Raw genomic sequence first — 22,921 nt, forward strand, 5'->3', positions numbered from 1 at the left:
GGGTCGGGACTCGTGCAGTTACCCTCCTCGGCCGGCTCTGGGATGTCGTCCGCACAGGTGAAGGCGGTCAATACCTTCAGAGGAACCCTGCGCGCCCGTCGCTCCCTCAGGCGAGCCAGCCGAGCATGAACCTAGTTTGCCCGGATGGCAGGGGAATGCGTATCCCGTCGATAACGTATTTCTGGTCCCGTCCCGGTTGGAGTACGTGAGTACCGTTAGGCCGCCCTCGTTCGCAGGAATAACCACATCTTGTTCATTTATTGAGAGTTATATGGGGTCTGCGAGAATGCTGCAGGGGCGAAGGTCTGGCCGATTGGGAGTATCCCGAGGCCTCTTCGTCTTTTTCGCTCCTGGAATCGTCTTTGCTTCAGAGGAAAGGTTCAGGAACAATGACCAGGGAGACCTGGAGTTGATATTCCGAGAAGTGGAAGACCGCGATCTGGTGCTGCGTGCCCGCAAGGGCAAGGTGGATGCCTACAACGCGCTCGTTTCCCGTTGGGAGACGAAGATGTACAACTACCTGTTGCGGCTCACCTCCCACTCGGAAGATGCCCAGGATCTTTGCCAGGACGTGTTTCTCAAGGCGTATCAACACCTTGCGAAGCTGGACGACCCGGCCCGTTTCGGCCCGTGGCTATATCGCATCGCGCATAACGAGGCGATGAGCCATCTGCGGCGGCAGCGGCCGGAGGACGAGCTGGTGGATCAGGCGGTGGGGTCGATGCCGGGGCGGAGGATGGCTCCGGTAGAGGTGACGCTGGCGGTGGAGTCGGCGCTGGCCCGGTTGTCCTCGGAGCAGCGGGAAGCGGTGATCCTGAAGATCTACGAAGGGTTCAAGTTTGATGAGATCGCCGAGATCCTCGATTGTCCGGCGTCGACCATCAAGTCCCGGGTGTATACGGGTTTGGATTTGCTGAAGGAGATTCTGGCCCCGGTGGTCCGCGGTCCGGTGCCAGGCGCGGAGTGACAGACAGAAGGATGAGGAGCAAGCAATGACTTGTCCCGATTTTGATTGGAAGAGTTATATTCTCGACGAAATCACGGCTCCCGAACGCCGGCAGATGGAGCAGCACCTCACGGGTTGCGCCCACTGCCAGGAGGAGGTGGATGGACTGCGGTTGACCGTCACCGCGCTCCGGCGCCTGCCCGTTCAGGAGATTCCCAAGCGGATTTCGTTCGTCTCGGACCCGGTCTTTGAACCCAGCGCCTGGCAGCGTTTCTGGAACTCCGCGCCCCGGTTGGGCTTTGCCTCGGCCGCCATGCTGGCTGGGGCCATCCTGCTGCACGGTTACATGGCCCGTCCGGTGCCCACCGCCCCTACCGCCCTGGCCTCCGCCCAGATCGAGCAGCAGGTGCAGGCGCGGGTGAACGCGGAAGTGGCGCGGGTGCTGCCCGCCGCGGTCGACCAGCGAATTCAGGCGCAGTTGAAGCCGGCCATGGCGGAGTTTTCCGCCCAGCTGCAAGAGGTACGCGCGCAGTCTGAGAAGGGCCGGATGGCCGATATGCGGCTGGCGTCCGACGCGTGGTCGCTGCTGGAAAAACGGTATAACACGCTCTTCGTGCAGGCGAGCCGGCAGGGAGGAGATTGATGCGCGCCCCGATTCTGATGTTCGCGCTGGCTTTGGCGCCACTCTCCGCCCAACTGTCGGCGCCCTCGCGGACAGAGATCGAAGCGATGGAGCGGAATTTCGACCAGAAGCTGCAGCGCTTCAGCATGGACGCTCCGGTGGAGGTGCTGGGCCTCACGCGCGGCTTGTACCTGCAAGGCTATGGCGCGGCTTTCACGGCGGAAGTGAATCTGGTTCAGACGCCTGGTATTTCGCCGTTCCGGCCCACGCTTAGCAAGGAAGACATTGCCAAGGTGCGGGCCGCCAAACTGCGCCGCCTGCCCGAGATCAAGAACCTGATGCGGGACATGCTGGTGACCTCGGCCGGCTCGATGGACCGGGTTCCTATGAACGAGCGTCTGGTGCTGGGGTTGTTCCTGTTCTATAACTCGTGGGAAGACGCGACCGGCATGCCGCACCGGATCACGATGCAGGCGCCGCGGCGGGGTCTGCTGGATGTGGCCACCAACCGTCAGCCGCGCACCGCACTCGACAGCATCATTCAGGTGCGGGAAGAGTAGTCATGCGGCTGGGTGAAATACTGATACAGCGCGGGCAACTGGCGCAGGAAGAGTTGGACCGCGCGCTGGAGATGCAGAAGGAGCGCGGCGACAAACTGGGCCGCATCCTGGTAGATCTCGGGTACGTTGCCCAGCGGGACATTCTCGCGGCGCTTTCCGAGCAGTTGAACGTCGCGATTGCGAAACTGGATGGCCCGCCGCTGGTCTCCCCCGAGACGGAGCGGCTGTCGGCCCGCTTCCTGCGGCAAGCCAAGGCCCTGCCATTGCGCATGGACGGCGGAGCGCTGATCCTGGCTGTGGCCGATCCGCTGGACTTCGAGACGCTGGCCGCCGCCAAGTCGGCCACCGGGCTGCGCATCCGGCCCGAGCTCGCCATGGAGTCGGAGATCGTCGATGCGATCGATAAGTTCTACGGCGAGGAAGAGAAGCAGGACGCCGCGTTTGCGCAGGATGGCGAGGAGAATGCCGCCGACCTGGAGCATCTGCGGGACATGGCCAGCGAGGCGCCGGTCATCCGCCTGGTGAACGCCATGATCGCCCAGGCCGTGGAGAAGCGCGGCAGCGACATTCACATCGAGCCGTTTGAGAAAGAGTTCCGCGTCCGGTTCCGGATTGACGGTGTGCTGCACGACCAGGAGGCTCCGCCGCGGGAGCTGAAGGCGGCCGTGATTTCGCGCCTGAAACTGATGGCGAAGCTGAACATCGCGGAACGGCGCCTGCCGCAGGACGGCCGTATCAAGATCAAGACGATGGGCCGCGAGGTCGATTTGCGCGTGTCCACCTTGCCGACGCTCTACGGCGAGAGTGTCGTGATGCGCCTGCTGGACCGTAGCGCCGGCGACTTCTACGACCTGCTGAATCTCGGCTTCGACGACCACATGCTGCGCCGCATGGAGCACTTCACCGCTCTGCCGCACGGCATTTTCCTGGTGACCGGCCCCACCGGCAGCGGCAAGTCGACCACGTTGTATTCGGCGCTGAAGCGGATCAACCAATCGGACAAGAAGATCATCACCATCGAGGATCCGGTGGAATACCAGATGGACGGTATCAACCAGATCCACGTGAATACGCAGATCGGGCTTACGTTCGCGATGGGGCTGCGGCACATCGTGCGCCAGGATCCGGACGTGATCATGGTGGGCGAAATCCGCGACCGCGAGACGGCGGATGTCGCCATCCGCTCCGCTTTGACCGGCCACTTCGTCTACTCCTCGCTGCATACGAACGACGCGCCCAGCGCCGTCACCCGCCTCACGGATATGGGGGTGGAGAATTACCTGATCTGTTCGTCGCTGGTGGCTGTGCTGGCCCAGCGCCTGGTGCGGGTGGTCTGTCCGGGCTGCCGCCAGGAGGCGGGCGAGAGGCTGACGCCGTTGGGCGATACGATCCCCACATTTCGAGGAACGGGCTGCGAGCGCTGCTTCGGCTCCGGCTACAAAGGCCGGGTGGGCATCTTCGAACTGATGGAGATGAACGATGAGCTGCGCAAGCTGGTGATGCGCAATGCGGATGCGGCCGAGATCACGCAGGCCGCGCGTTCCAACGGTATGCGCAACCTGCGCGAGGATGGCTGGATGAAGGTGGCCAACGGCGTCACCACGGCCGATGAGGTGCTGCGTGTCACCCAGGAGTTCTAAAGCGTGGCGATGACCACCTATCATTTCCGGGCTGTCAGCAGCGACGGGAAGGCGCGCACGGGCACGCTTCCGGCCGAGGATGAGAAGCGTGTCGCCCAGGAGTTGCGGCGGCAGGGCCTGATCCCGCTCTACGTGGGGCCGGCTCCGCAGGGCCGCGGCGAGATTAAGCTGCCCAAGCTGCAGTTTGGACGCAAGCGGGACGTCCTCTTCTTCACGTCGGAGCTTTCGACGCTGCTCAATGCCGGAGTGCCGCTGGACCGGGCGATCTTCATCACCAGCGAGCTGAGCGAACACGCCGAGTTCCGCGGCGTGATCAACGACATCCTGCGCCTGGTGAAGGGCGGCAAGTCGCTGGCCGATGCGCTGGCCACCAAGCCGGATTACTTTCCGGCGATTTATACGAACATGGTGCGCGCCGGTGAGGCCTCGGGCTCGCTGTCCGCGATCTTCGAGCGCCTGGCCGATTACGAGAAGAATCGCGACGAGTTGCGCGGCTACATCATCAGTTCGATGGTGTATCCGACGCTGCTCACGGTGGTGGGCTTCGCGTCGATCACGACCCTGCTGTACTACGTCGTGCCGAAGTTCGCCGGCGCTTTTGCCACGTCGAATGCGCACATCCCGGCCATGACGCAGGCGATGCTGGACCTCAGCAATTTTGTGCGGACCTTTGGCCCATGGATTCTGTCGGGTGCTGTCGTGGCCTTCGCCGCGTTCCGCTACTACATCAGCACGTCCGATGGCCGCTACTGGTGGGATTCGTTCCGCCTGAAGTTGCCGGTGCTGGGCGATGCGATGCGCAAGGAGCAGACGGCGCAGTTCACGCGGGCCATGGGTACGCTGATCGCGAACGGGGTGCCGCTGGTGCAGAGCCTCAGCATCTCGCGCGGCATCATGACGAACCGGAAAATGTCCGATGCGCTGGAGCTGATCGCGCAGGGCATCAAGCGCGGCGAGGGTATTTCGCAGCCGCTGATCGCCTCGGGCCAGTTCCCTCCGCTGACCGCGCATCTCATCTCGATCGGCGAAGAGACCGGCCGGCTGGACACGATGTTCCTGCGCGCGGCCGACATCTTCGATGCCGATACGCGGGTCGCGATCAAACGCTTCACCTCTTTGTTCGAGCCTCTCATCATCCTCATCATGGGCGTGGCGGTAGGCTCACTGATCCTCAGCATGCTGCTGGCGATTACCGGAATCAACGAAATGGCGATGTAATGGGGATAAGCCGAGTTAGACCTTGAGACCAATCCAATGACCCGCAGAAACAAACTTCAAAACCGCGGCCGGCGCGGCATCACGCTCATCGAGATGCTGGTCGTGCTCACGATTATCGCGCTCTTCTCCGCCCTGGTCGTGCCAAGAATGCTGGGCCAGGGTGACAAGGCCCGTGTCACCGCTGCCCACGCGCAGGTCAGCTCGTTCATGACTGCCCTGGGCGCCTACAAGCTCGATACGGGCAACTACCCCAGCACGGAGCAGGGTCTGCAGGCGCTGCGGGTCCGGCCCCAGAACGTCAACCAGTGGCAAGGTCCGTACCTGCCGCAGGAGATCCCGCTGGATCCGTGGAAGAACGCCTACATCTATAAGTTCCCCGGCGAGCACGAGCCCAGCGAGCCGGAGATCATCAGTCTCGGCGCGGACGGCCAGCCGGGCGGCGAAGGCATCGCGGCCGACATCGTGAGCTGGAAGGCTCAGTAGCCCACATGCGCAGGCGGCGCGCGGAACGCGGCATCACACTGCTGGAGATGATGATCGTGATGACGATCGTCGCTCTGATGGTCGGGGTCATGTACCCGAACATCGCCGCCGGCCTCGAATCGATGCGCATGCGTTCCGCCACCGATTCCGTGGCCGCTTTCCTGAACCAGGGGCTGCTGCGGGCGGAACGAACCCAGGAGCCCGTGGAACTGATTGTCCAGCAGGGCTCGGGCCGCATGGAACTGCGCGGCGCGCTGCCCGGCTTTCAGCGCACGCTGCTGCTGCCCGACGGCATCACGATTCTGCACGTTTTCCCCGAGCAGCCAGGGGAACTGCCGGAGGAGCGCAGCATCCTCTTTCTGCCTGCCACCACCGTGCCGGCCATCGGGATCGAGCTGCTGAACCGCCGCGGCCTGCGCCGGCTGGTTCGAATTGATCCGCTAACTGGTACGCCGCTCGTCGAAACGCCCTCCGCCAGCGTCTCTGGAGAGGAGCGCTAGCCACATGCATCGCCGCCGCGGGTTCACCCTGCTCGAAGTGTTGGTCGCCACCCTGATCATGGGCATTGCCGTCACCGGCTTGCTCAGCGCTTTGCGGACCTCGCTGCGCAACGCCGCCCGGGTGAGCGAGACCGACCGCGCCGCCTCGCTGGCCCGCCGCCAGATGGATGAACTGCTCGCCACGCGGTTTCTGCCGAAGGGCAGCCCGTTTGGAGGCCTGTTCCCGCCGGAAGTGACCGGTGGAGTTCCGGCCGGCTGGCAGGCGCGCGTCGCGCCCATGGAGAGCGGAGTGATGCCGGGCCAGATGCCGCCCATCGGATCGCGCATGATGGAGCGGATCCAGCTCGAGATCTGGTGGGGCGAGAATCAAAGCCGCCGTACCCTGAATATTGAGGCCTACCGGGGCGCGCGCGTCACCGACGCCGATCTGCCTTTCTTCCAGGTGGGTGGATTCGCGAATGGAGGCCAGCCATGAGGGGCCGTCGCGGCATGACGCTGATTGAAGTGATGATCGCCGTCACCCTGGTGAGCCTGCTGGCGGTGGGCATGCTGTTCGCGATCCGTGTCGGCCTGACGGCCATGGAATCGACGACGCGACGGTCCAACCTGAACCGTCGGGCGCTGGGTGCGCAACGGATCCTTTCGGCGGAGGTGGCCGGGTTCCTGCCTGTGATCGCCCGCTGCGGCGGATCGGCTGTCTCCGAAGGCGGCTCCAATACGCCGTTCTTCGAGGGCTTGCCCACGGTGATGAGGTTCGCCTCCACTTACTCGTTGCAGGGTGCATCGCGAGGGGCTCCGCAGGTGGCGGAGTTGTTCATCGTGCCCGGCCAGAATGGCGAAGGACTGCGGCTGCTGTTGAATGAGATCCCGTTCACCGGTCCGGTGGGGGCAGGGTTCCTGTGCCAGCCGCCGGTTGCGGATCCGGCGACCGGCCAGAGCATGGTGCGTTTCGCTCCGCCGGCCCCGACTCCGCGCAGTTTTGTCGTGGCTGACAGGCTCTCGGCCTGCCGCTTTTCGTATCTGCAGTCGAACGACGTCGAGCCCGACCGCTGGGTGCCCGCCTGGACCAGGCAGGATCTGTGGCCAGCGGCAGTCCGTATCGATATCCTGCCGCTGGAGCGCGACAGCTCGCGCGTGCCGCCCATGACGTTTACGGGACGGTTCCGTCCTAACCGCCGTCCGGGAGAGCAGTTTGAGTACTAACGGCAGCGTCTCGAAAAAACGGTCCCGGCGCGGCAGCGCGCTGCTGATGATCCTGTGGCTGTCGGCGGCGCTGTCGGCGATCGCATTCTCGGTGGCTTTGACCGTTCGGAATGAGCTGAACCGGGCCGATACCAACCTGGACGGACTGAAAGCCTACTACCTGGCCTGCGGTGCGGCCGACCGGGCGGTGAACCACATGGTCTACGGGCAGGCGATGCGCAATCCGGATGGCACACCCCGGTTTTGGGAAGCCGGCATGCCCCTGCGGATCTTCGACTTTCCTTCCGGCCAGGCGGTGGTGGAGATCCGGGCCGAGTCGGCCAAGATGAATATCAACACCATTGGGTCGGATGACCTGTTCAAGTTGCTGTTGGCATTGGGCTTACCGCCGGAGCAGGCGCGCCCGGCGGCGATGGCGATCATGCACTGGCGCGGGGCGGAAGGCGGGCCGTTCGATCAGATGTATTTGGCGCGCACTCCGTCTTTTCGGGCGCCCCATGCGTCATTCCAACAGATCGAAGAGCTTATGGCGGTTGCAGGCATCACTCCCGAACTGTTTTACGGCGGCTACGCGCGCACCCCGCAAGGTGCCCTGGTGCCCCGGTCCGGCCTGCGCGACTGCCTCTCGATTTTCAGCCCGTCCACGGGGTTCGATATCAATTCCGTCGATCCGGCTGTGATGCTGGCGGTGGGTGTTCCGCCTCCGGCGGTGGAGGCTGTGGTGGCGATGCGCCGCCGCGCTCCGATCCTGCGCCAGCAGTTGGGCGCCGTCCTCGCCATGATGGGACCGGCCGCCGGCCGCTTTCGCATGGGGGGCGAGAAGATTTATACGGTACGGGCCACAGGCCGCCTGCGCCGCCAGGACGGGTCGTTGTCGGATCTGCGCCGCAGCGTGGCGATGACCGTGCAGATCTATTCCAAGAATTCACCGGACAATTTCCGCGTCCTCGCCTGGCAGGATAACGCGGCCGGAAGGCAGTTGTTTGACGTATGGCCCAATTGAGATCACCCCTGCTGCGCAGCCTGTTTCGATTCGGCACCGGCGCCGGCATCGTTATCGGCGAGGACAGCCTGACTGTCTACCTGGCGCGCGTCCGGCCCGGCGGCGCCCGGTTGCTGGACACCCTGCGGATCGAAAACTTCCGCGAGCAGCCCGCCGCGGAGTGGGGCTCCGCTTACAACCACTTCCTGGCCAAGCACTCGCAGCAGCATCTCTCCGCCCTGGTGGTCCTGCCCCGGCATGAGGTGATCGTCCGGCTGGTGCACCTGCCGGGCGTGGCCGACCAGGATGCCGCCGCCGCTATTCGCTTTCAATTGGACACGCTGCATCCGTTCCCCGAAGACGAGGTGGTCTACGACTTCCAGCGGGTGGGCGCGGGTGACGGGTTTGTGGTGGCGATCGCCGAGCGGCGGTTCCTCGATTTCTACACGGCGTTGTTTGCCGAAGCCGGATTGAAGACCGCCGGCTTCACCTTCTCCGGCGGCGCCGTATTTCCTTCCCTGCGGTTGTTTGGCGCTCCTCCGGCCGAAGGCTTCCTGGCGGTCCAGGGTCTGCTGGCTGGGGCCGAGGCGCCCTTTGAGCTCTACGGCGAGAGCAGCGCCTATCCGCTGTTCTCGGCCGAGTTGGATACGCCGCTGGACCGGGCCGGCGCCCTGGCCGCGGCGGAACTCCGGCTGCCGGCGGAGACGGAGCCGCGCGATCTGATGGACCTGTTGCCGGCGTGGCAGTCGGCGCCCGAGAGCATGGACTTTTCCGACGCCGGCCGCTCGCGCGCCGCGTTGCCGTGGGCCGCGAGCCTGGCGGCGGCCTGTCCGCGGCTGGGCACGCCCGTGAATCTGCTGCCGCTGGAACAGCGGTTCATCTCGTCGCGGGCCGCCTACATCCCCACCATCCTGCTGTTGGTCATCCTGGCCGGTTTGACCGGCGGCCTGCTGGCGCAGAACAAGGTGATGGACAACAAGTACCAGGCGCAGCTGACAACGGAGATTAAGCGGCTGGAGCCTACTGCCGTGAAGGTGGCCGCGCTCGACCGCAAGATCGCTGACGAGAGCGAGCGGATCAGGGATCTGGACGCCTACCGACTGCGCACCAAGGAGTCGCTGGACATCGTGCTGGAGCTGACCAAGATGCTGCCGCCGCCGTCCTGGATCCTGGCGCTGCAGATCGACCCCAAGGGCGTGGTAATTCAAGGGGAAACGGAGCAGGCCGACGGGCTGCTGAAGAAGCTGGACGCTTCGCCGCGATTTACCGGCTCAGAGTTCTCGGCACCGCTTTCGCGTACTCCGGGAGGAGAGCTGTTCCGGATCAAGGCGAATCGAAGGGGGGCGAAATGAAGCAGCTCAGCCCTCGCGAGAAGCAGGCGCTCGGTTTGTGGGTGATCGGCGTGGCCGTGATCCTGGCCATTTACTACTGGCCCTCCGGCGACTCCGGAGTGATTGGGGCCGTGAGTTCGGTCCAGGCCGACGAGAAACGGCTGACGAAGCTGCGCCGCGTGACCGCGGCCGAACCGGGCCGCCAGGAGATCCTCAAAAAGGTGTCGGCTGAGCTCAGCCGGCGCGAGAAGGGGTTGATCCAGGCCGAGACCGCTCCGCAAGCGCAGGCCCAGTTGTTGCAGATCGCCCGCCGGGTTGCCCAGGCGCAGCAGCCGCCGGTCATGTTCAAGAGTACGGAGTTCGCCGCGCCCAGGCCGTTCGGCTCCGCCTACGGCGAAGTGGCCATGTCGGTGAATATTGAGTGCGGGATCGACCAGATTGTGAACCTGCTGGCGGACATCAGCAACCAGCCGGAGTTGGTCTCGGTGGCCGACCTGCAGTTCGGCCAGGTGCTGAACAAACAGAAGGTTGTTCCGGTGCGCATCACGTTCACGGGTATTGTGCCTCGCAAGCTGGTGCCGGAGAAGAAGGGAGGGTCCGGGTTTTGAGACGGAATCTCATCCTTCTGGACTTGCTGCTGTTGGCGCTGATCGCGGCGGTCTCGTGGCAGCTTTGGAATGGTTATAAGGACCGGGCAGTCAGGCAGCAGGCGTTTTTGACCGCTCCGGCACCCGCGGCGCCTCCGGCGTTGGTCTCCATCCCGCCGGCGCCCGGCCAGGTGTCGGCGTCGAACTACTATGAGGTGGCGTCCGTGCTGCCTTTCAGCAAGGACCGCAATCCGACGGTGATCGTGGACGTGGTGGCGCCCAAGCCGGTGCCGGCGTTCCCGCGCTACTACGGAATGATGAACTGGGGTGGCGGCCCCAAGGTGATCCTCTCGCCGAATCCGGGCGGCGCGCAGAAGAGCTATGTGGTGGGTGACAAGGTGGGCGACTTCAAGCTTGTCAGCATCGCGCAGGCCGGGCTGGTCTTCGAGTGGGAAGGCAAGCAACTGCCGGCAAAGTACGAGGAGATGCGGGATTCCGGCGGCGGTTCGCAACAGGCGACGAATTCCGGGGGCGGCCAGTCGGCGGCGAGCAGCACCGCTTCCGTTGTGAATGTGACAGCGCCCGGCAGTTCAGGCGGCGATTCGCCGGTCAAATCGGTGACCAGCACCGTTGTGTCGGTGATCGGCGGCGACGTACGGCGTCCCGGTCCTGACGTGGGCGCTGGTATCCGCGGCTGCCAGCCGGGTGACCCGACCCCCGCCGGCGTCATTGTTGACGGGTATCGAAAACTGGTGACCGAAACGCCCTTCGGCAAAAGCTGCCGCTGGGAACGGGCACAATAACGGCAACTAGAAGAAAACAGGAGAACTGAGATGAAAAAAACAACTATGGCGGCGCTGGCTTTGGCGGTTTGCGCCACATCGGGGTTCGGACAGCAGAGCAGCAGCACGGCGGACAAGTCAGCGAAAGCGGCCCAGGCGAAGGCGGCGACGAAGCGGGTGCCTGCGGCGGCGGGGACCGAATTGCCGGCCGGCGCGGTTCGGATGCAGGAAGGCGTCTATAAAGCCCAGGACGCGAAGGGCAAGACGTGGATCTATTCGCGGACGCCCTTCGGCTGGACCAAGACGGAGGAGTCGAGTTTCAAGGTAGCGGCCCAGGCTTCGGAAGTGCCCTCCATCCGCGCGATCGCCGTCGAAGGCGACAAGGTGAAGTTCGAGCGGGACAGCCCCTTCGGCAAGTCGGTCTGGACCAAGCCGGTCAGTGACTTGGCTCCGGAAGAGAAGGCCGCGTACGAACTGAAGCTCAACGCCAAGAACGAGAAGTAGTCAAGGAGTGCTCCTGATGCGTGTGTCCCGATTCCGCAGCCCGAAGCTTAGTCTGGTGCTGGCAGTCCTGATGTTGGAACTGCCGCTGGTCTACGCTCAACAGCAGCCGCAACTGCCGCCGGTTGTTGTTCCGCCCGGCTTCGGGCCGCGCATTAACGACATTCAGAATCCGCCCGCCGCCCAGCCTGCGCCCGCTCCGGCGGCTGCCCAGCCCAATCAGCCCGCAGCGCCTTCGTCTCCGCCCACTGCACTGGTGGGCGGCATGAGCCTGCAGAACGTGAACCTGCTGGAAGTGGTTGATTCTTTGGCTCGTGAGCTGAAGATCAACTACATCATGGACAAGCGGGTGACCGGCGGCGTGACGCTGAATACCTACGGCGAGATCCGGTCAATGGATAAGCGCGCCCTGCTCGACACCATCCTGCGCATCAATGGCGCGGCCATGGTGCAGGCCGGAGACGTCTACCGCATCGTCCCGCTGACCGATGTCGCGCGCATGCCGCTGCAGCCGGAGGTGGACGCCAAGAACATTCCGGAAGACGACCGGCCGATGCTGAACCTCGTCTTCCTGAAGTACGCGAACGTGGATGAGCTCTCCAAGCTGGTGGGCGAATTCCTGGGTCCAGATGGAAAGGCCTGGCCGTACCCGCCGGCCAACCTGCTGCTGGTGCTGGACAGCCGCCGCAACATGCGCCGGACGATGGAGATGATCTCCCTGTTCGACAGCGATGTCCTGGCCAAGCAGCGTGTGAAGCTCTTTGATCTTCGGAACAGCAAACCTTCCGACATGGCGAAGGAGCTGGAAGGCCTGCTGAAGTCGATGTCGCTGAGCAAGGATCTCAGTTCCGTCAAGTTTGTTCCGGTGGACCGTATCAATACTCTGATTGCGGTGGCTCCGAATCCTGGAGTCTTCGATCAGGTCAGTGAATGGATCGACAAGCTCGATGTGAAGGTCAAGAATGCCGCGGGCAAGGTTGACACCTATGTCTATCGGGTGAAGTACAGCCAGGCGCAGCAGTTGGCTTTTTCGATCATGATGCTCTACATGCAGATGATGCCCGGCTACGGCGGGATGGGCGGCATGTATGGCGGCATCGGGGGGATGTACGGCGGCATGGGTGGCGGCATGGTGGAATGTACGGCGGCGGCGGGATGTACGGTGGAGGCATGTATGGCGGCGGTGGGATGTATGGCGGGGGTGCTGCCGGGGTAGGCGGCGCTGCCGTGAATCCGGGACTGACCGGGCAGGCTGCCAACTACAACCCGATCCAGGGGACGAACACCAACGGCACGACGGGGCAGGGCGGCTACGGGATGGGCGGCTACGGCATGGGTGGCATGGACATGACTGGCGGCATGCTCGGCATGGGCGGGATGTATGGCGGCATGGGGATGTATGGCCCCCAAAGCCCCCGAGTGGTGCCTAACTACTCGGACAACTCCCTGCTGATCCTCGCCACGCCGGAACAGTACGAGAGCATCAGCCGCATGCTGATTCAATTGGACATTCCGCCTCGCCAGGTACTGATTGAAGCCAAGATCTATGAGGTCAAGCTGACGGGCGCCCTGAGCTGGGGTGTCTCCCACTACTTGTACAACAAGGACGGCACGGGTTCGGTGGGTGCGCCGGACGGGGCCGGCCGCAAGTTTGTCGGATCGCTGGTGGATGGCACGATCGGCCTTTCGGCCGGCACGATGGTCGGCCACAGCCGGGAGTTGTACTCGGCCATCAGCGCCCAGGAGCTCTCCAGCAAGACGAAGGTGATCTCGGCGCCCAGTGTCATGGCGACGGACAGCATCGCCGCCTCGATCAACGTGGGTGTCGAAGTGCCCACTCTCACCGCCCAGGCGGTGACCGGGGCCCAGTCGGGCGGGAGTTCTCTCTTCGCGAACACGATTTCCAACCGAAAGTCCGGCGTGACACTGGGGATTACCGCCAGGGTGAATCCGAGCGGCATCGTCACGCTGGTCATCAACCAGGAAGTGAGCAGCCCCTCGGCGCCCGCCTCGAGCGCGGCGATCCAGTCGCCCAGCTTCAGCACCCGGACGGTCCAGACCCAGGTGACAGTCCAGGATGGGGACATGATCGCCATTGGAGGCATCATCAACGAGACCACGGGCTCCAGCACGACCGGCATTCCGATCCTGGGCCGGATCCCTATCCTCGGATATGCCTTCTCGAACAGGTCTACCAACCGCGAGCGGACGGAGTTGCTGGTCTTCATCACGCCGCACGTCATCTACGACACCAACGAGATGAACGAAGCCAGCGACGAGATGATGACCAAGATGCGGAAGATCCAGAAGCTGATCAAGTAGCGCAGACGGTAGAAAATCTGGCGCGGCCAACCAAGTGCGGCCGCGCCATTTTTGCGTTTTGGCGGGAAAGCGAGTCGGGTTGCCCCACCCCCTGAGTCACCCAAACCCAACGGTCTCGGACGCGGTCAAATCGCCGCTGGATGTCCGAAATAATCGTGTTTTTGAGCCTTGCGATTGAAACTGAAACACTTCCGGCACGGAAGGAGGCCGCGGGCCTGCTGCAACCGCAATCAGTGGCGACTTTGTGGGCTATCGAATGACGCATGGCACGCGGAAATCCTTGACGGCCTATCACATGCCGTGATTAAATGCCAAGAGTAGGGATTACTGCCGGTACCCGGTAGGGAGTCGGAAAGCTGTTATGCTTGACGGCTGCTATCCGGGGATGGTATGAATGTGCTGACTGCGTCCGGCTGGAAACGGCACTCATGCTGGTAAGAATCCCGCGGGCACAGAAAGATATAACGATCTAAAATGGGGATCCACCTAGGAAGACCGAAGTTGACCGGAAAGGGCAGAGTGGCAATTTTCGAATTCGCACCTCGCACCGTTCTGGCGGCGTCGGCGGCATGGGTCCCGACAACTACTTCCACTGAGGCTCAGGTTGAAGAGTTCCTTCATCAATTCAAATCCGCATCTTCACAAGGAGAAGGAAATGTCAGGTTTTCGTAAAGCATTTCTGCTCATGGCCGTATTGGTCCTCGTGACCGGTATCGCCTTTGCGCAGAGCACCCCCCTCCAGTGCGTGGCCAACTCGGGCACCACTCCTCCGGTTCGGGCCGAGGGCGTTGCCGAGGAAGTTGGTCAGGTGATTATCACCTGCACCGGCGGCACCTCCACCACCGCGAATCAGCCCATTCCCACGTTTAACGTTCAGATCTTCCTGAGCACCAACGTCACCAGCCGGCTGCTCGGCCACACCCAGGCAATCGACTCGGAAGCATTGCTCCTGATTGACGAGCCAGCTTTCTGCAACAACACTACCGCCACCGTTGGTTGCCAACTGGTCGCCAGCACTGTCCCCAACACGCAGACTGTCACTGCCTCCGGAAGTGGTCTCTACTACGGCGGCGCAACTGGCCGTCCCAACGTGTTCGTGGGTCAGGTTGTCGGAACCAACTCGATTGCGTGGCTGAACATTCCGTTCGATCCTCCGGGAACGACCTCGAACCGCGTCATCCGTCTCGCGAACGTCCGTGCGAACGCCAACCAGCTTGGTGTGAGCAGCACCCTGATCCCGACCTCGATCAACATGTTCATCTCGATCTCGGGCACGGGTTCTCTGTCTCTGGCGAACAGCCAGCTGACGGTTGCTTACGTTCAGCTTGGCATGAAGTTCAGCGCGACTCCGGCTACCTACAACCAGTGCGAAGCCGGCACGAAGACCTTCAACATCAAGTTTGCTGAACAGTTCGGCACGGCGTTCCGCAAGAACATCCCTGCCACGACTCCTCAGGCCACCGTTGGCAGCATCTATAACACTGAGTCGATGTTCTACAATCCGAACTTTGCTGGCACGCAGGCTGCTACCGCGGGTCTCGCAACTCAGGCTACCCGCCTGATCGCGCGTTTCTCCAACGTCCCCGGCAACGTGGCCCTCTCGGTTCCGTTGACCATCACGACGGCTGATGGCGACTCCGCAACTCTCGTTGCTGCTCCGACCGACGGTTCCACGGCCTCCACGGCTGACGGTTCTGTTGCTCTCAGCGGCGGCGCCGGCGCAGCGGTTTGGGAAGTCACGGCTTCCAATTCCGGTGCGATCAGCACGTTCACTGTTCCTGTCAGCGTAGCCTACAAGGCCAACCCGCTGCCGGGTCTGGGCACGGCGACCGTCAGCGGCAACTATGCCCCGACGACCACTGTGTTCACGGCTTCCGCGTCGGCTCCGGCTCCTCGGTTCGTCGACAATCCGCAGTCTGCAACCACTTTCACGATCAACTCCTGCCGCACCAACCTGTTGTTCCCCTTCGTGACCAACGTTTCTGGCTTCGACACGGGTCTCGTGATCTCGAACACCTCGTCTGATCCGTTCGGCACCGTTCCTCAGCGTGGCCCCTGCACCCTGAACTACTACGGTTCCACCTCTGGCGGCGGCGCTGCTCCTGGCGTCCAGACCTCTGGTACGGTCAACGAAGGGACCCAGCTCATCTGGACGCTGTCCAATGGCGGTAACCTCGGAGTCGCGGCGACCCCCGGCTTCATGGGTTACATCATTGCTCAGTGCAACTTCCAGTTCGCCCACGGCTATGCGTTCGTGAGCGATCTGGGTGCCAGCCGCGTTGCGGAAGGCTACCTCGCTCTCGTGATGGACAAGGATATGTTCAACACGGGCGACGGCGCCACCCGTACCGGTGCTTCCAGCGAGAAGTTGGTTCACTAATTTCGGTTTAACCACCGATTGGAAAAACGGGAAGGGCTTCGGCCCTTCCCGTTTTTTTGTTTTCGCGCACTAATTTCCCGCGACCCCTTTCCTGGGGTGGTGTTATTATCAAGGTAGTTCCCCGCCGCGTTCCTACCCTCCTTGCGCCCACATTCCTTCTTCGAGGTGATCATGAATCTTCGCAGGATTCTGAGTCCGGTAGCCCTAGGCCTGTTCATGCTGGCCGCTGCCGCAGATGCCAGATATGTCTACGTACTTCCGCCCACGGGTACTTCCAGTGCCCAAATGCTCATCCACAATGAGCAAATTCAACTTGCCGGAACTGTCACCGTTCCAGCCGGGTCATTCCAGGTCCTCACGAATGTCCCGGGCGACAAGGCGATTGTCCTCGCCACCAACAACGTCGCGGCCGTCAGTTTTGCGACCCTGCCCAATGGGCCGGTCACCAGTCTCAGCCTGGACGGGCAACCCGCAACCTTCGGAGCCGTGACTCCGGACGGTCTGCGCTTACTTGTCCTGGCGGGCAGCAGCCCCGGATCGCTTTACATCATCGACGCCGTCAACGGCAACATCCAGACCGGTGGCAAGATATCGATCAACGGGATTCCAAGGGAAGTGGTGGTCACCCAGGATTCCCGCTACGCGTTTATCGTCTCCTCCGGCTCACCCACGGCGCTCCTCACCGTCGTCGATCTTTCCACGAATCAGATCGTGAACCAGACTCAGCTCGCTCAAGTCATCGGCGCCCTGCACGCTTCGATCAGCCCGCTCGGCCAAGTCTATATTACCGGCCAGTACCGGATGATCGAGTTTGATGGGCGGCCACCCTTTGCGGAGCATGCGCGGTCCGAAGTCATCAGCAATCCTGGCCGGCTGCACTTCTCTCCCGATGGCCGCTACGCCATCGCCGCCAACGAACTGCTAAACGGCTATTCCCTTATCTGCATCGACCTGCAGGTAAAAGGTCCTACTACCGCAGCCGGCACAGAAATTTCGAAGATCCTTGTTAGCACCTCGTCGAACACCGCGGTCAGAATTGACGATATTTTCCCTGTCAACGCGACGACCGCAATTGCCTACTCAGCTCTGGACCAGAAGATGTTCGGCATCAGCTATCCGAGTCTCACGGCGAATGAACTGGCGCTGAGCGGTGTAGGCGTTGTCAACGGGGTCACCAGTGTCACGAGGACCGATGAGTTCCCGGCCGCCAGAAACCTGTACTACACCTCTGGTGGAAAACTCTCCCGGTTTGACCTGGTGCAGAATACGGCTCTAGGAATTACCGATGTTGGCAGTGGAACCGCCGTGTTCGTGCCCCAGCCGAACACCGGCGCCACTCCGAAGACTCTCTTCACTTATGGCGGTGGTCTGACGAGTGTGAAGCCTGGCGATCTGGTCCCCTACTCCGTGCGCGCCGTCGATGCCAACGGTCGCCCTGTCTATGGTGCCTCCGTCAGCTTCAGCTCTGAAACCGCCGTCCTAACGAATGCGGCCAGTACTACGAATGTGGACGGTTATGCCTGGGTGGTCGCCACCGGCCCACCCGCGAACGGCGATTTCGTCGTCACTGCGCTGGTTGGATCTCTAACCGCCAACCTGACCAGCACGATCACCGGCGGCACAGGCGGCGGCACAGGCGGCGGCGGGACCACTGATCCCGGCAATGTCGCAAAAGTCATCAAAGTCTCCGGAGACGGCCAGCTTCTTCAAAACCAATTTACAGTCAACGTTCTGCCGCTGGTTGTGAAGGTGGTTGACGCCAAAGGCGCGCCTATCGCCGGCAAGGAAGTGACCTGGAGCGCGTCGCCCGGCATTCAGTTTACGGCTCTGCCAACCCCCACCGATGCGAACGGGGTCACCCAGATGTCCATCTACCCCAACGGAGATTTCCAGGGCGCTACCTACCAGGGGTACATCGCCACCGCCAGCGTCGTCGGTATCGGTAGCACGACGTTCTCCATCAGCGCGTTCCCGAATGGTCAGTTCTACCAGCCCACTATCTTCATCAGGAAGCCGACCCAGGACGTCCGGTCCATCACGATGAAACTGGGCACCAAGCTGGATGGAGCGGTGCATGCGATCGTGTCCAGCGCCACCGGCATCGCCATTCCCAACGTCGGGCTACGAGTCTCCACCCCCTTCACTGATCCCACCCAGGGACCGGTTGTCCACTGCGACGGCCAAACCGCCCTCAACGGTACGGTGCTGACAGCGGCGAACGGCGAGGTGGACTGCAACCTCGTCGCCGAAGGCAAGACCGGCAGCACAAGCCTGCTAATCAATGTGGGCGAACAGCGCGACTTTTCGGGCTACACCATAACCGTTACGCCCGGCGATCCCGTGGCTCCCGTCATCGTCCAGGGTAACAACCAGACCGGAAAGCCTGGAGTGACACTGCCTCTGGCACTCACTGCCCGTATCGTGGATCCGTCCGGCAACGTCCTCGCCGGCACGGCCGTCACGTGGGATCTGGTCACGGCGAACAGCATGACGCTGGTAAACACCATCTCCGCAGCCGATAGCAATGGCCTCGTTTCCACCAAGGTGATCCTTGGGCCGACCCCTGGCAAGTTCAAGGTCCGCCTCAAGGCTGGCGCGAATGAGACCCTGTTCGACGTGACCATCGAAACGTCGGCCACCGGGTTTGCCAAAGTGTCCGGCGACGGCCAGGCCGTTGCGCCCATCAACACCGCTTTCGCCCAGCCCCTGGTCGTCAAAGTGACTGACGCGTCGGGCAATGGCGTGCAGGGCGCCGCTGTCACCTGGACGACCACTGGCTCGGTTACGCTGAGTGCGACCAGTTCCGTGACCGGCGCCGATGGCCGCGCTTCGGTGATCGCGACTGCAGGCTCCGTGCCCGGTGCCATCACCGTCACGGCCGCTGTGAGCAACCTGCCTTCGCAGACCTTCTCGCTGCAATCCCGCCTGCCGGGGCCGAGCGTGACGGCCACCAGCTTTGCCAACTTCGCCAGCGGCGTTGCTGGGGTCTCGCCCGGATTGCTGGTCCAGATCACCGGCGCCGGCCTGGCTCCCGGTGTCACTGGCCAGGTGAATGCCAATATCCTTGCCGGAAGACTGCCTCTGACGCTTTCGGGTGTCACTGTGAATTTCCAGTGGACCGGCGGCTCCGGCTACGCGCCCATCTACCGGGTGGCCAACGAGAACGGCGTAGAGTCCGTTCTGGTCCAGGCGCCCTTTGAGATCACGGGCACCACGGTGAATGCCGTGGTGAACGTCTCAGGCGGCAGCACGAATGTTTTGGCCATTCCGGTCAGCCTGGTTTCCCCGGGCGTGCTGGAAGACGTCAGCGGTTCGCGCCGCGCGGCGGTGGTCATCCGCTCCGACGGCCAGACCGTCACGCCGGACACTCCGGCGCGGCCTGGTGAAACCCTACGCATGTACGCCATCGGCCTGGGCCAGACCTCTCCGACGGCTTACACGAACCAGGTCGGCACCCCCGACCAGAACGTGTTGGCGAAGATCGCAGTCGGTCTCGACAACGCGGGTATCCAGGTTGTCTCGGCGCAAATGGCTGAGAACCTGATCGGCGTCTACGAAATCGTGTTTGTGGTCCCGGTCGGCACAACGAACGGCGACCACCCGCTCGGCTTCGTCATGGAAGCCGTGCCCGGGCAGCCTGCCTACGCCAACGGTTCGATTCTGGCCGTCCAGTAGTCGTCAACCCGATCAACAGAAAAGGGGCCTGCCGCCAATCGCGGTAGGCCCCTTTTCTCATTGCCACATCGCCGCGCAACGGATGCCCTACATCGTGCCTGACGACCCGCAGGGCGCATCCCCAGGCTCGAATATCTGCCGGATCTCCGTTTCGCCATCTCCGGCAATCTCCATGAAGCGCTTGGTGAACCCGATGGCCGCGGCCTTCGACTCCGCCTGGATCAACGCGAAGCCGCCCACCACTTCTTTCGCTTCCGAAAATGGCCCGTCGGTCACTGAGAACTGGCCGCCGGTCATCCTGAGGCGAGCTCCGGCGATACTCGGCAGGCAGCCCTCGGTCGCCAGCAGCACACCGCTTTTGAACGACTCCTCAATGAGCTGGCCCATGCGCATCATCTCCTTCTGGCTGGGCGGAGTGCCCTCCGGTTTGCTGGATCGGTATAAACACAAAAATCGCATCGTACTGTTTCCCTTCTGAGTTGGCAGACTGGCCGCTACCTCTCCAGCCGGCGTTTGGTGCCACTACTATTGCGTCGAACAAGGGGTAGTGCGAATCGACATCCAGTCCGCCGGAATTTTCGCCGCGTCAATCACCCAACTGATGCTCACCCGGGCCCACCCGCCGCTGCTCCGACGTTCCCGGCAAGGTGACCAGCGCCTCGGTGTTGGCCGGAATCGACAGGGTCATTCGAAACTGCCCGGATTCCCTCGTCCAATGCACAGCAATCAAGCCGCGCAGGGTGCGGTACTCCGCCTTTACCCATTGGAGATCTTCCACCGGCCGCGGCTGAACCAGGACCCGCTCAAACCCGGGCTTGCGCGCGTCCGGTGTGATGCCGGCCAGACCCTGCCAGAACCAGCGGCACGCTCCGCCGAACATCGGATGCATGCGCGAACCGCCGCCGTTCCAGTTCTCCCACAACGTGGTGGCGCCAGAGCCCAACATGTGCCCGAAGCCCGGCAGATCGCGTTGGTTCATCAGTCGATACGCCAGGTCCGCACGCCCTCTCCCGGTCAGCACATCGAGAACGAGAGGCGTGCCCACGAAGCCCGTGTCGAAGTGCTCGTGATTGTCCTGCTCCACAATCTCCACGGCACGCGCAAATACCGCGTTTTGCAGGTCCTTAGGAACCAGGTCAAACGCCAGGGGGAAGAAGTTCGCCCCCTGCCGCCCGTCAACGTACTGCCGCTTCGCCGCATCGTAGTAACGCGCCTGCAGGGCCGCGCTGGTCCGGTGGACAAGTCCGGCCAGGGTGGCGGCCTCTTCCTCGCGCCCCAATACCCGCGCAGCCCGGCCCAGCAGATCCGCACAGTGCCCGTAGTGGCAGGTGGAGACGAACTCAGGCGGAATCGCGATCTTCTGCGGAGGGCACCAGTCGCCCAGGAACCATCCGCCGGGCTCTTCTTTCACCACGATGCCCTGCGCATCCATGCGGCTCTCCAGGTACCGCACCCAGGCGCGCATGGCTTCATAGTGACGAGCCAGCACCACGCGGTCGCCGTAATAGAGATACAGATACCAGGGCATCAGCACCATGGCCGAGCCCCAGGGCGGGCCGCCGCCCCCGCCCTCAAATGGTGCGGTGTGCGGAACAAAGCCAGTCTGGTGATTGCGGGCGTCGGCGATGTCGTCGGTCCACTTCGAGTAGAACCGGGCCATGTCCAGGGCGTAGATCGCCGCCTGGGCCGCCACCTGGCCGTCGCCGGTATAACCCAGCCGCTCACGATGCGGGCAGTCGCTGGTCACGCCACCGTGCATGTTGGCCAATTGCGTCCTGACGAACGCCGCGTGAATCTGATTGAACAGCGGATTCGAGCACTCGAAGCGGCCGGCGCTCTCCACCGCGGAATGGACCGAGCGTGCCTCCAACCGCGGAGCCTCTTCCACGCCCGTCACATCCACATACCGGAAGCCATGCCAGGTGAAGCGCGGCTCCCAGGTCTCCGCTCCGCCGCCCTTCAGGACGTACGTATCGCGCTGGCCGTAGTCGCGCCCGCTGTCCTCCCGGAAGCGGAGAGTCACCTTGCGGCCGCGCGGCCCGCTGGTGTGGAGTCTTACCCAGCCCGCGAGGTTCCGTCCCGCATCGAATGTGAACAGGCCCGGCGACACCTGGACCGCCTGGCCCGGGATCACTTCCGTCACGCGATCCGGCGGTGCGACCTGCGCGCACAGCGGGCCCGCCGGAGCCCGTACGAGAGACGCCTTCATCCATGAGGAATCGTCGAACCCCGCGGCATTCCAGCCAGGCATCTCGAGACGGGCATCGTACTGCTCACCCGTGAAGAGCCCACTGTGCAGGATGGGACCCGCGGTCGTCACGCGCCACTGCTCATCGCTCGCGACCAGGGGCGCGCCGTCCTCCCCCTCGATCTGCACAATCATGCGCGGAGCGCCGTACCACAGCCACCCTTCCTCCACGCGGTCGCGCTGGTTGTACCAGCCGTCACCCAAGACGACGCCCGCCACGTTCGCGCCGCTTCGCAGATACGATGTGACGTCGTATGTCAGGTAGTTCACTCTCTTCGCCGTGCGGTCGTCGAACGGGTACAGCACACGACGGATGCGGCGACGGTCGTAATCGGTCTGCGCCGGTGCGAGCACATCCTCGCCCACCTTCCGCCCATTCAGATGGAGCTCAAAGAAGCCCAGGCCGCAGACATACGCTCGCGCGCTTTTCGGGATCGATGCCAGTTGGAACTCGCGCCGGAACCAGGGACAGGGATCCGTATTCACGCCTGAGTCGCTGTCCGCGTCCGCGGTGCCCACCCACCTGGCCCGCCAGTCCGAAGCCTGCAGCAGGGCCATCTCGAACCAGGCCGCATCGCTCCATGCGGAGGGTGCGCCGGCTTCGTTCCAGACGCGTACCTTCCAGGAGCAACGCTGCCGCGAGCGCAGCTCCGCCCCTCCATAGGGCACGTGGACCGATTGTGTTGAGGCGATCCTGCCGGAATCCCAGACCTGTGTGCCGCCGCTCTCCACGACGATCTGATAGGCGCCCTGCAGGCCCGCGGTCAACTGCCACGAGAAGCGAGGCGCCGTGACGTCAAGGCCCAGCGGGTCCTTCAGATATTCGCAACGCAACGCGACCGCGCCAACAGCATCAGGGGCAAAGGCAGAGGCGGCGGGCAGTGTGGCACCGGCCGCCAGAAAACTACGTCGAGACAACATGACCGATCAGCCGCCGCACA

The 22,921-nt window shown here is 63.3% G+C and carries 20 protein-coding genes; 18 read left to right on the forward strand and 2 right to left on the reverse strand.

Annotated features, from left to right (window positions below):
- The first annotated feature begins 409 nt into the window (after window positions 1–409).
- From IRI77_RS27530 to IRI77_RS27615, 18 genes are all read left to right on the forward strand, one after another.
- On the forward strand, window positions 410–967 hold the full coding sequence (locus IRI77_RS27530; protein WP_194448190.1) for an RNA polymerase sigma factor: 558 nt from the start codon (window positions 410–412) through the stop codon (window positions 965–967).
- Between the two features lie 25 nt (window positions 968–992).
- Window positions 993–1,589 (forward strand): zf-HC2 domain-containing protein, encoded by a 597-nt coding sequence (locus tag IRI77_RS27535; protein ID WP_194448191.1) that lies wholly within the window; start codon window positions 993–995, stop codon window positions 1,587–1,589.
- A complete protein-coding gene (locus tag IRI77_RS27540) occupies window positions 1,589–2,128 on the forward strand; it encodes a hypothetical protein (RefSeq protein ID WP_194448192.1) in 540 nt (179 codons plus the stop codon). Before IRI77_RS27535 ends, IRI77_RS27540 begins: the two co-directional genes overlap by 1 nt.
- Before the next feature lie 2 nt (window positions 2,129–2,130).
- The gene (gene gspE / locus IRI77_RS27545) at window positions 2,131–3,768 is read left to right on the forward strand and encodes a type II secretion system ATPase GspE (protein ID WP_194448193.1); all 1,638 of its coding nucleotides are present in this window, start codon (window positions 2,131–2,133) and stop codon (window positions 3,766–3,768) included.
- Between the two features lie 9 nt (window positions 3,769–3,777).
- Window positions 3,778–4,986 carry a type II secretion system F family protein gene (locus IRI77_RS27550; RefSeq protein ID WP_194448194.1) on the forward strand — a complete coding sequence of 403 codons (1,209 nt, stop codon included), beginning with the start codon at window positions 3,778–3,780 and terminating at the stop codon, window positions 4,984–4,986.
- A 36-nt stretch (window positions 4,987–5,022) separates the two neighbouring features.
- On the forward strand, window positions 5,023–5,469 hold the full coding sequence (gspG, locus tag IRI77_RS27555) for a type II secretion system major pseudopilin GspG (RefSeq protein WP_194448195.1): 447 nt from the start codon (window positions 5,023–5,025) through the stop codon (window positions 5,467–5,469).
- Window positions 5,470–5,474: 5 nt separating this feature from the next.
- Window positions 5,475–5,969 carry a pilus assembly FimT family protein gene (locus IRI77_RS27560; protein ID WP_194448196.1) on the forward strand — a complete coding sequence of 165 codons (495 nt, stop codon included), beginning with the start codon at window positions 5,475–5,477 and terminating at the stop codon, window positions 5,967–5,969.
- A gap of 4 nt (window positions 5,970–5,973) precedes the next feature.
- The gene (locus IRI77_RS27565) at window positions 5,974–6,444 is read left to right on the forward strand and encodes a type IV pilus modification PilV family protein (RefSeq protein ID WP_194448197.1); all 471 of its coding nucleotides are present in this window, start codon (window positions 5,974–5,976) and stop codon (window positions 6,442–6,444) included.
- Window positions 6,441–7,172, forward strand: coding sequence for a PulJ/GspJ family protein (locus tag IRI77_RS27570; protein ID WP_194448198.1), 732 nt, complete (start codon window positions 6,441–6,443; stop codon window positions 7,170–7,172). The genes IRI77_RS27565 and IRI77_RS27570 overlap by 4 nt, the downstream gene beginning before the upstream one ends.
- Window positions 7,162–8,175 carry a type II secretion system minor pseudopilin gene (locus tag IRI77_RS27575; protein ID WP_194448199.1) on the forward strand — a complete coding sequence of 338 codons (1,014 nt, stop codon included), beginning with the start codon at window positions 7,162–7,164 and terminating at the stop codon, window positions 8,173–8,175. Before IRI77_RS27570 ends, IRI77_RS27575 begins: the two co-directional genes overlap by 11 nt.
- Window positions 8,163–9,506: a hypothetical protein gene (locus tag IRI77_RS27580; RefSeq protein WP_194448200.1), complete on the forward strand. Its 1,344-nt coding sequence runs from the start codon at window positions 8,163–8,165 to the stop codon at window positions 9,504–9,506. Before IRI77_RS27575 ends, IRI77_RS27580 begins: the two co-directional genes overlap by 13 nt.
- Complete coding sequence (gene gspM, locus IRI77_RS27585) at window positions 9,503–10,093, forward strand: type II secretion system protein GspM (RefSeq protein ID WP_194448201.1); 591 nt, start codon at window positions 9,503–9,505, stop codon at window positions 10,091–10,093. The genes IRI77_RS27580 and gspM overlap by 4 nt, the downstream gene beginning before the upstream one ends.
- Window positions 10,090–10,875: a hypothetical protein gene (locus IRI77_RS27590; protein WP_194448202.1), complete on the forward strand. Its 786-nt coding sequence runs from the start codon at window positions 10,090–10,092 to the stop codon at window positions 10,873–10,875. Before gspM ends, IRI77_RS27590 begins: the two co-directional genes overlap by 4 nt.
- 30 nt (window positions 10,876–10,905) lie before the next feature.
- Window positions 10,906–11,358, forward strand: a complete 453-nt coding sequence (locus IRI77_RS27595; RefSeq protein WP_194448203.1) for a hypothetical protein — start codon at window positions 10,906–10,908, stop codon at window positions 11,356–11,358.
- A 16-nt stretch (window positions 11,359–11,374) separates the two neighbouring features.
- Entirely contained in the window at window positions 11,375–12,571 is a 1,197-nt protein-coding gene (locus IRI77_RS27600) for a secretin N-terminal domain-containing protein (protein ID WP_194448204.1), read from the forward strand.
- An 11-nt stretch (window positions 12,572–12,582) separates the two neighbouring features.
- Window positions 12,583–13,677 carry a type II secretion system protein GspD gene (locus IRI77_RS27605; protein WP_194448205.1) on the forward strand — a complete coding sequence of 365 codons (1,095 nt, stop codon included), beginning with the start codon at window positions 12,583–12,585 and terminating at the stop codon, window positions 13,675–13,677.
- A gap of 655 nt (window positions 13,678–14,332) precedes the next feature.
- Window positions 14,333–16,057 carry a hypothetical protein gene (locus IRI77_RS27610; RefSeq protein ID WP_194448206.1) on the forward strand — a complete coding sequence of 575 codons (1,725 nt, stop codon included), beginning with the start codon at window positions 14,333–14,335 and terminating at the stop codon, window positions 16,055–16,057.
- A gap of 171 nt (window positions 16,058–16,228) precedes the next feature.
- On the forward strand, window positions 16,229–19,732 hold the full coding sequence (locus IRI77_RS27615; RefSeq protein WP_194448207.1) for an Ig-like domain-containing protein: 3,504 nt from the start codon (window positions 16,229–16,231) through the stop codon (window positions 19,730–19,732).
- An 87-nt stretch (window positions 19,733–19,819) separates the two neighbouring features.
- Here IRI77_RS27615 and IRI77_RS27620 read toward each other — a convergent pair whose 3' ends face one another.
- Together IRI77_RS27620 and IRI77_RS27625 are read right to left on the reverse strand one after the other, a co-directional pair.
- The gene (locus IRI77_RS27620; protein WP_194448208.1) at window positions 19,820–20,191 is read right to left on the reverse strand and encodes a YciI family protein; all 372 of its coding nucleotides are present in this window, start codon (window positions 20,189–20,191) and stop codon (window positions 19,820–19,822) included.
- 127 nt (window positions 20,192–20,318) lie between these two features.
- Window positions 20,319–22,901 carry a family 78 glycoside hydrolase catalytic domain gene (locus tag IRI77_RS27625; protein ID WP_194448209.1) on the reverse strand — a complete coding sequence of 861 codons (2,583 nt, stop codon included), beginning with the start codon at window positions 22,899–22,901 and terminating at the stop codon, window positions 20,319–20,321.
- Between the last annotated feature and the right edge of the window lie 20 nt (window positions 22,902–22,921).

Source organism: Paludibaculum fermentans (genome assembly GCF_015277775.1).
GTDB lineage: Bacteria > Acidobacteriota > Terriglobia > Bryobacterales > Bryobacteraceae > Paludibaculum > Paludibaculum fermentans.

Coding starts and splice junctions, on each gene's coding strand:
- IRI77_RS27535 (WP_194448191.1), top strand. CDS start 993: ATGACTTGTCCCGATTTTGATTGGAAGAGTTATATTCTCGACGAAATC.
- IRI77_RS27540 (WP_194448192.1), top strand. CDS start 1,589: ATGCGCGCCCCGATTCTGATGTTCGCGCTGGCTTTGGCGCCACTCTCC.
- gspE (WP_194448193.1), top strand. CDS start 2,131: ATGCGGCTGGGTGAAATACTGATACAGCGCGGGCAACTGGCGCAGGAA.
- IRI77_RS27550 (WP_194448194.1), top strand. CDS start 3,778: ATGACCACCTATCATTTCCGGGCTGTCAGCAGCGACGGGAAGGCGCGC.
- gspG (WP_194448195.1), top strand. CDS start 5,023: ATGACCCGCAGAAACAAACTTCAAAACCGCGGCCGGCGCGGCATCACG.
- IRI77_RS27560 (WP_194448196.1), top strand. CDS start 5,475: ATGCGCAGGCGGCGCGCGGAACGCGGCATCACACTGCTGGAGATGATG.
- IRI77_RS27565 (WP_194448197.1), top strand. CDS start 5,974: ATGCATCGCCGCCGCGGGTTCACCCTGCTCGAAGTGTTGGTCGCCACC.
- IRI77_RS27570 (WP_194448198.1), top strand. CDS start 6,441: ATGAGGGGCCGTCGCGGCATGACGCTGATTGAAGTGATGATCGCCGTC.
- IRI77_RS27580 (WP_194448200.1), top strand. CDS start 8,163: ATGGCCCAATTGAGATCACCCCTGCTGCGCAGCCTGTTTCGATTCGGC.
- gspM (WP_194448201.1), top strand. CDS start 9,503: ATGAAGCAGCTCAGCCCTCGCGAGAAGCAGGCGCTCGGTTTGTGGGTG.
- IRI77_RS27595 (WP_194448203.1), top strand. CDS start 10,906: ATGAAAAAAACAACTATGGCGGCGCTGGCTTTGGCGGTTTGCGCCACA.
- IRI77_RS27600 (WP_194448204.1), top strand. CDS start 11,375: ATGCGTGTGTCCCGATTCCGCAGCCCGAAGCTTAGTCTGGTGCTGGCA.
- IRI77_RS27610 (WP_194448206.1), top strand. CDS start 14,333: ATGTCAGGTTTTCGTAAAGCATTTCTGCTCATGGCCGTATTGGTCCTC.
- IRI77_RS27615 (WP_194448207.1), top strand. CDS start 16,229: ATGAATCTTCGCAGGATTCTGAGTCCGGTAGCCCTAGGCCTGTTCATG.
- IRI77_RS27620 (WP_194448208.1), bottom strand. CDS start 20,191: ATGCGATTTTTGTGTTTATACCGATCCAGCAAACCGGAGGGCACTCCG.
- IRI77_RS27625 (WP_194448209.1), bottom strand. CDS start 22,901: ATGTTGTCTCGACGTAGTTTTCTGGCGGCCGGTGCCACACTGCCCGCC.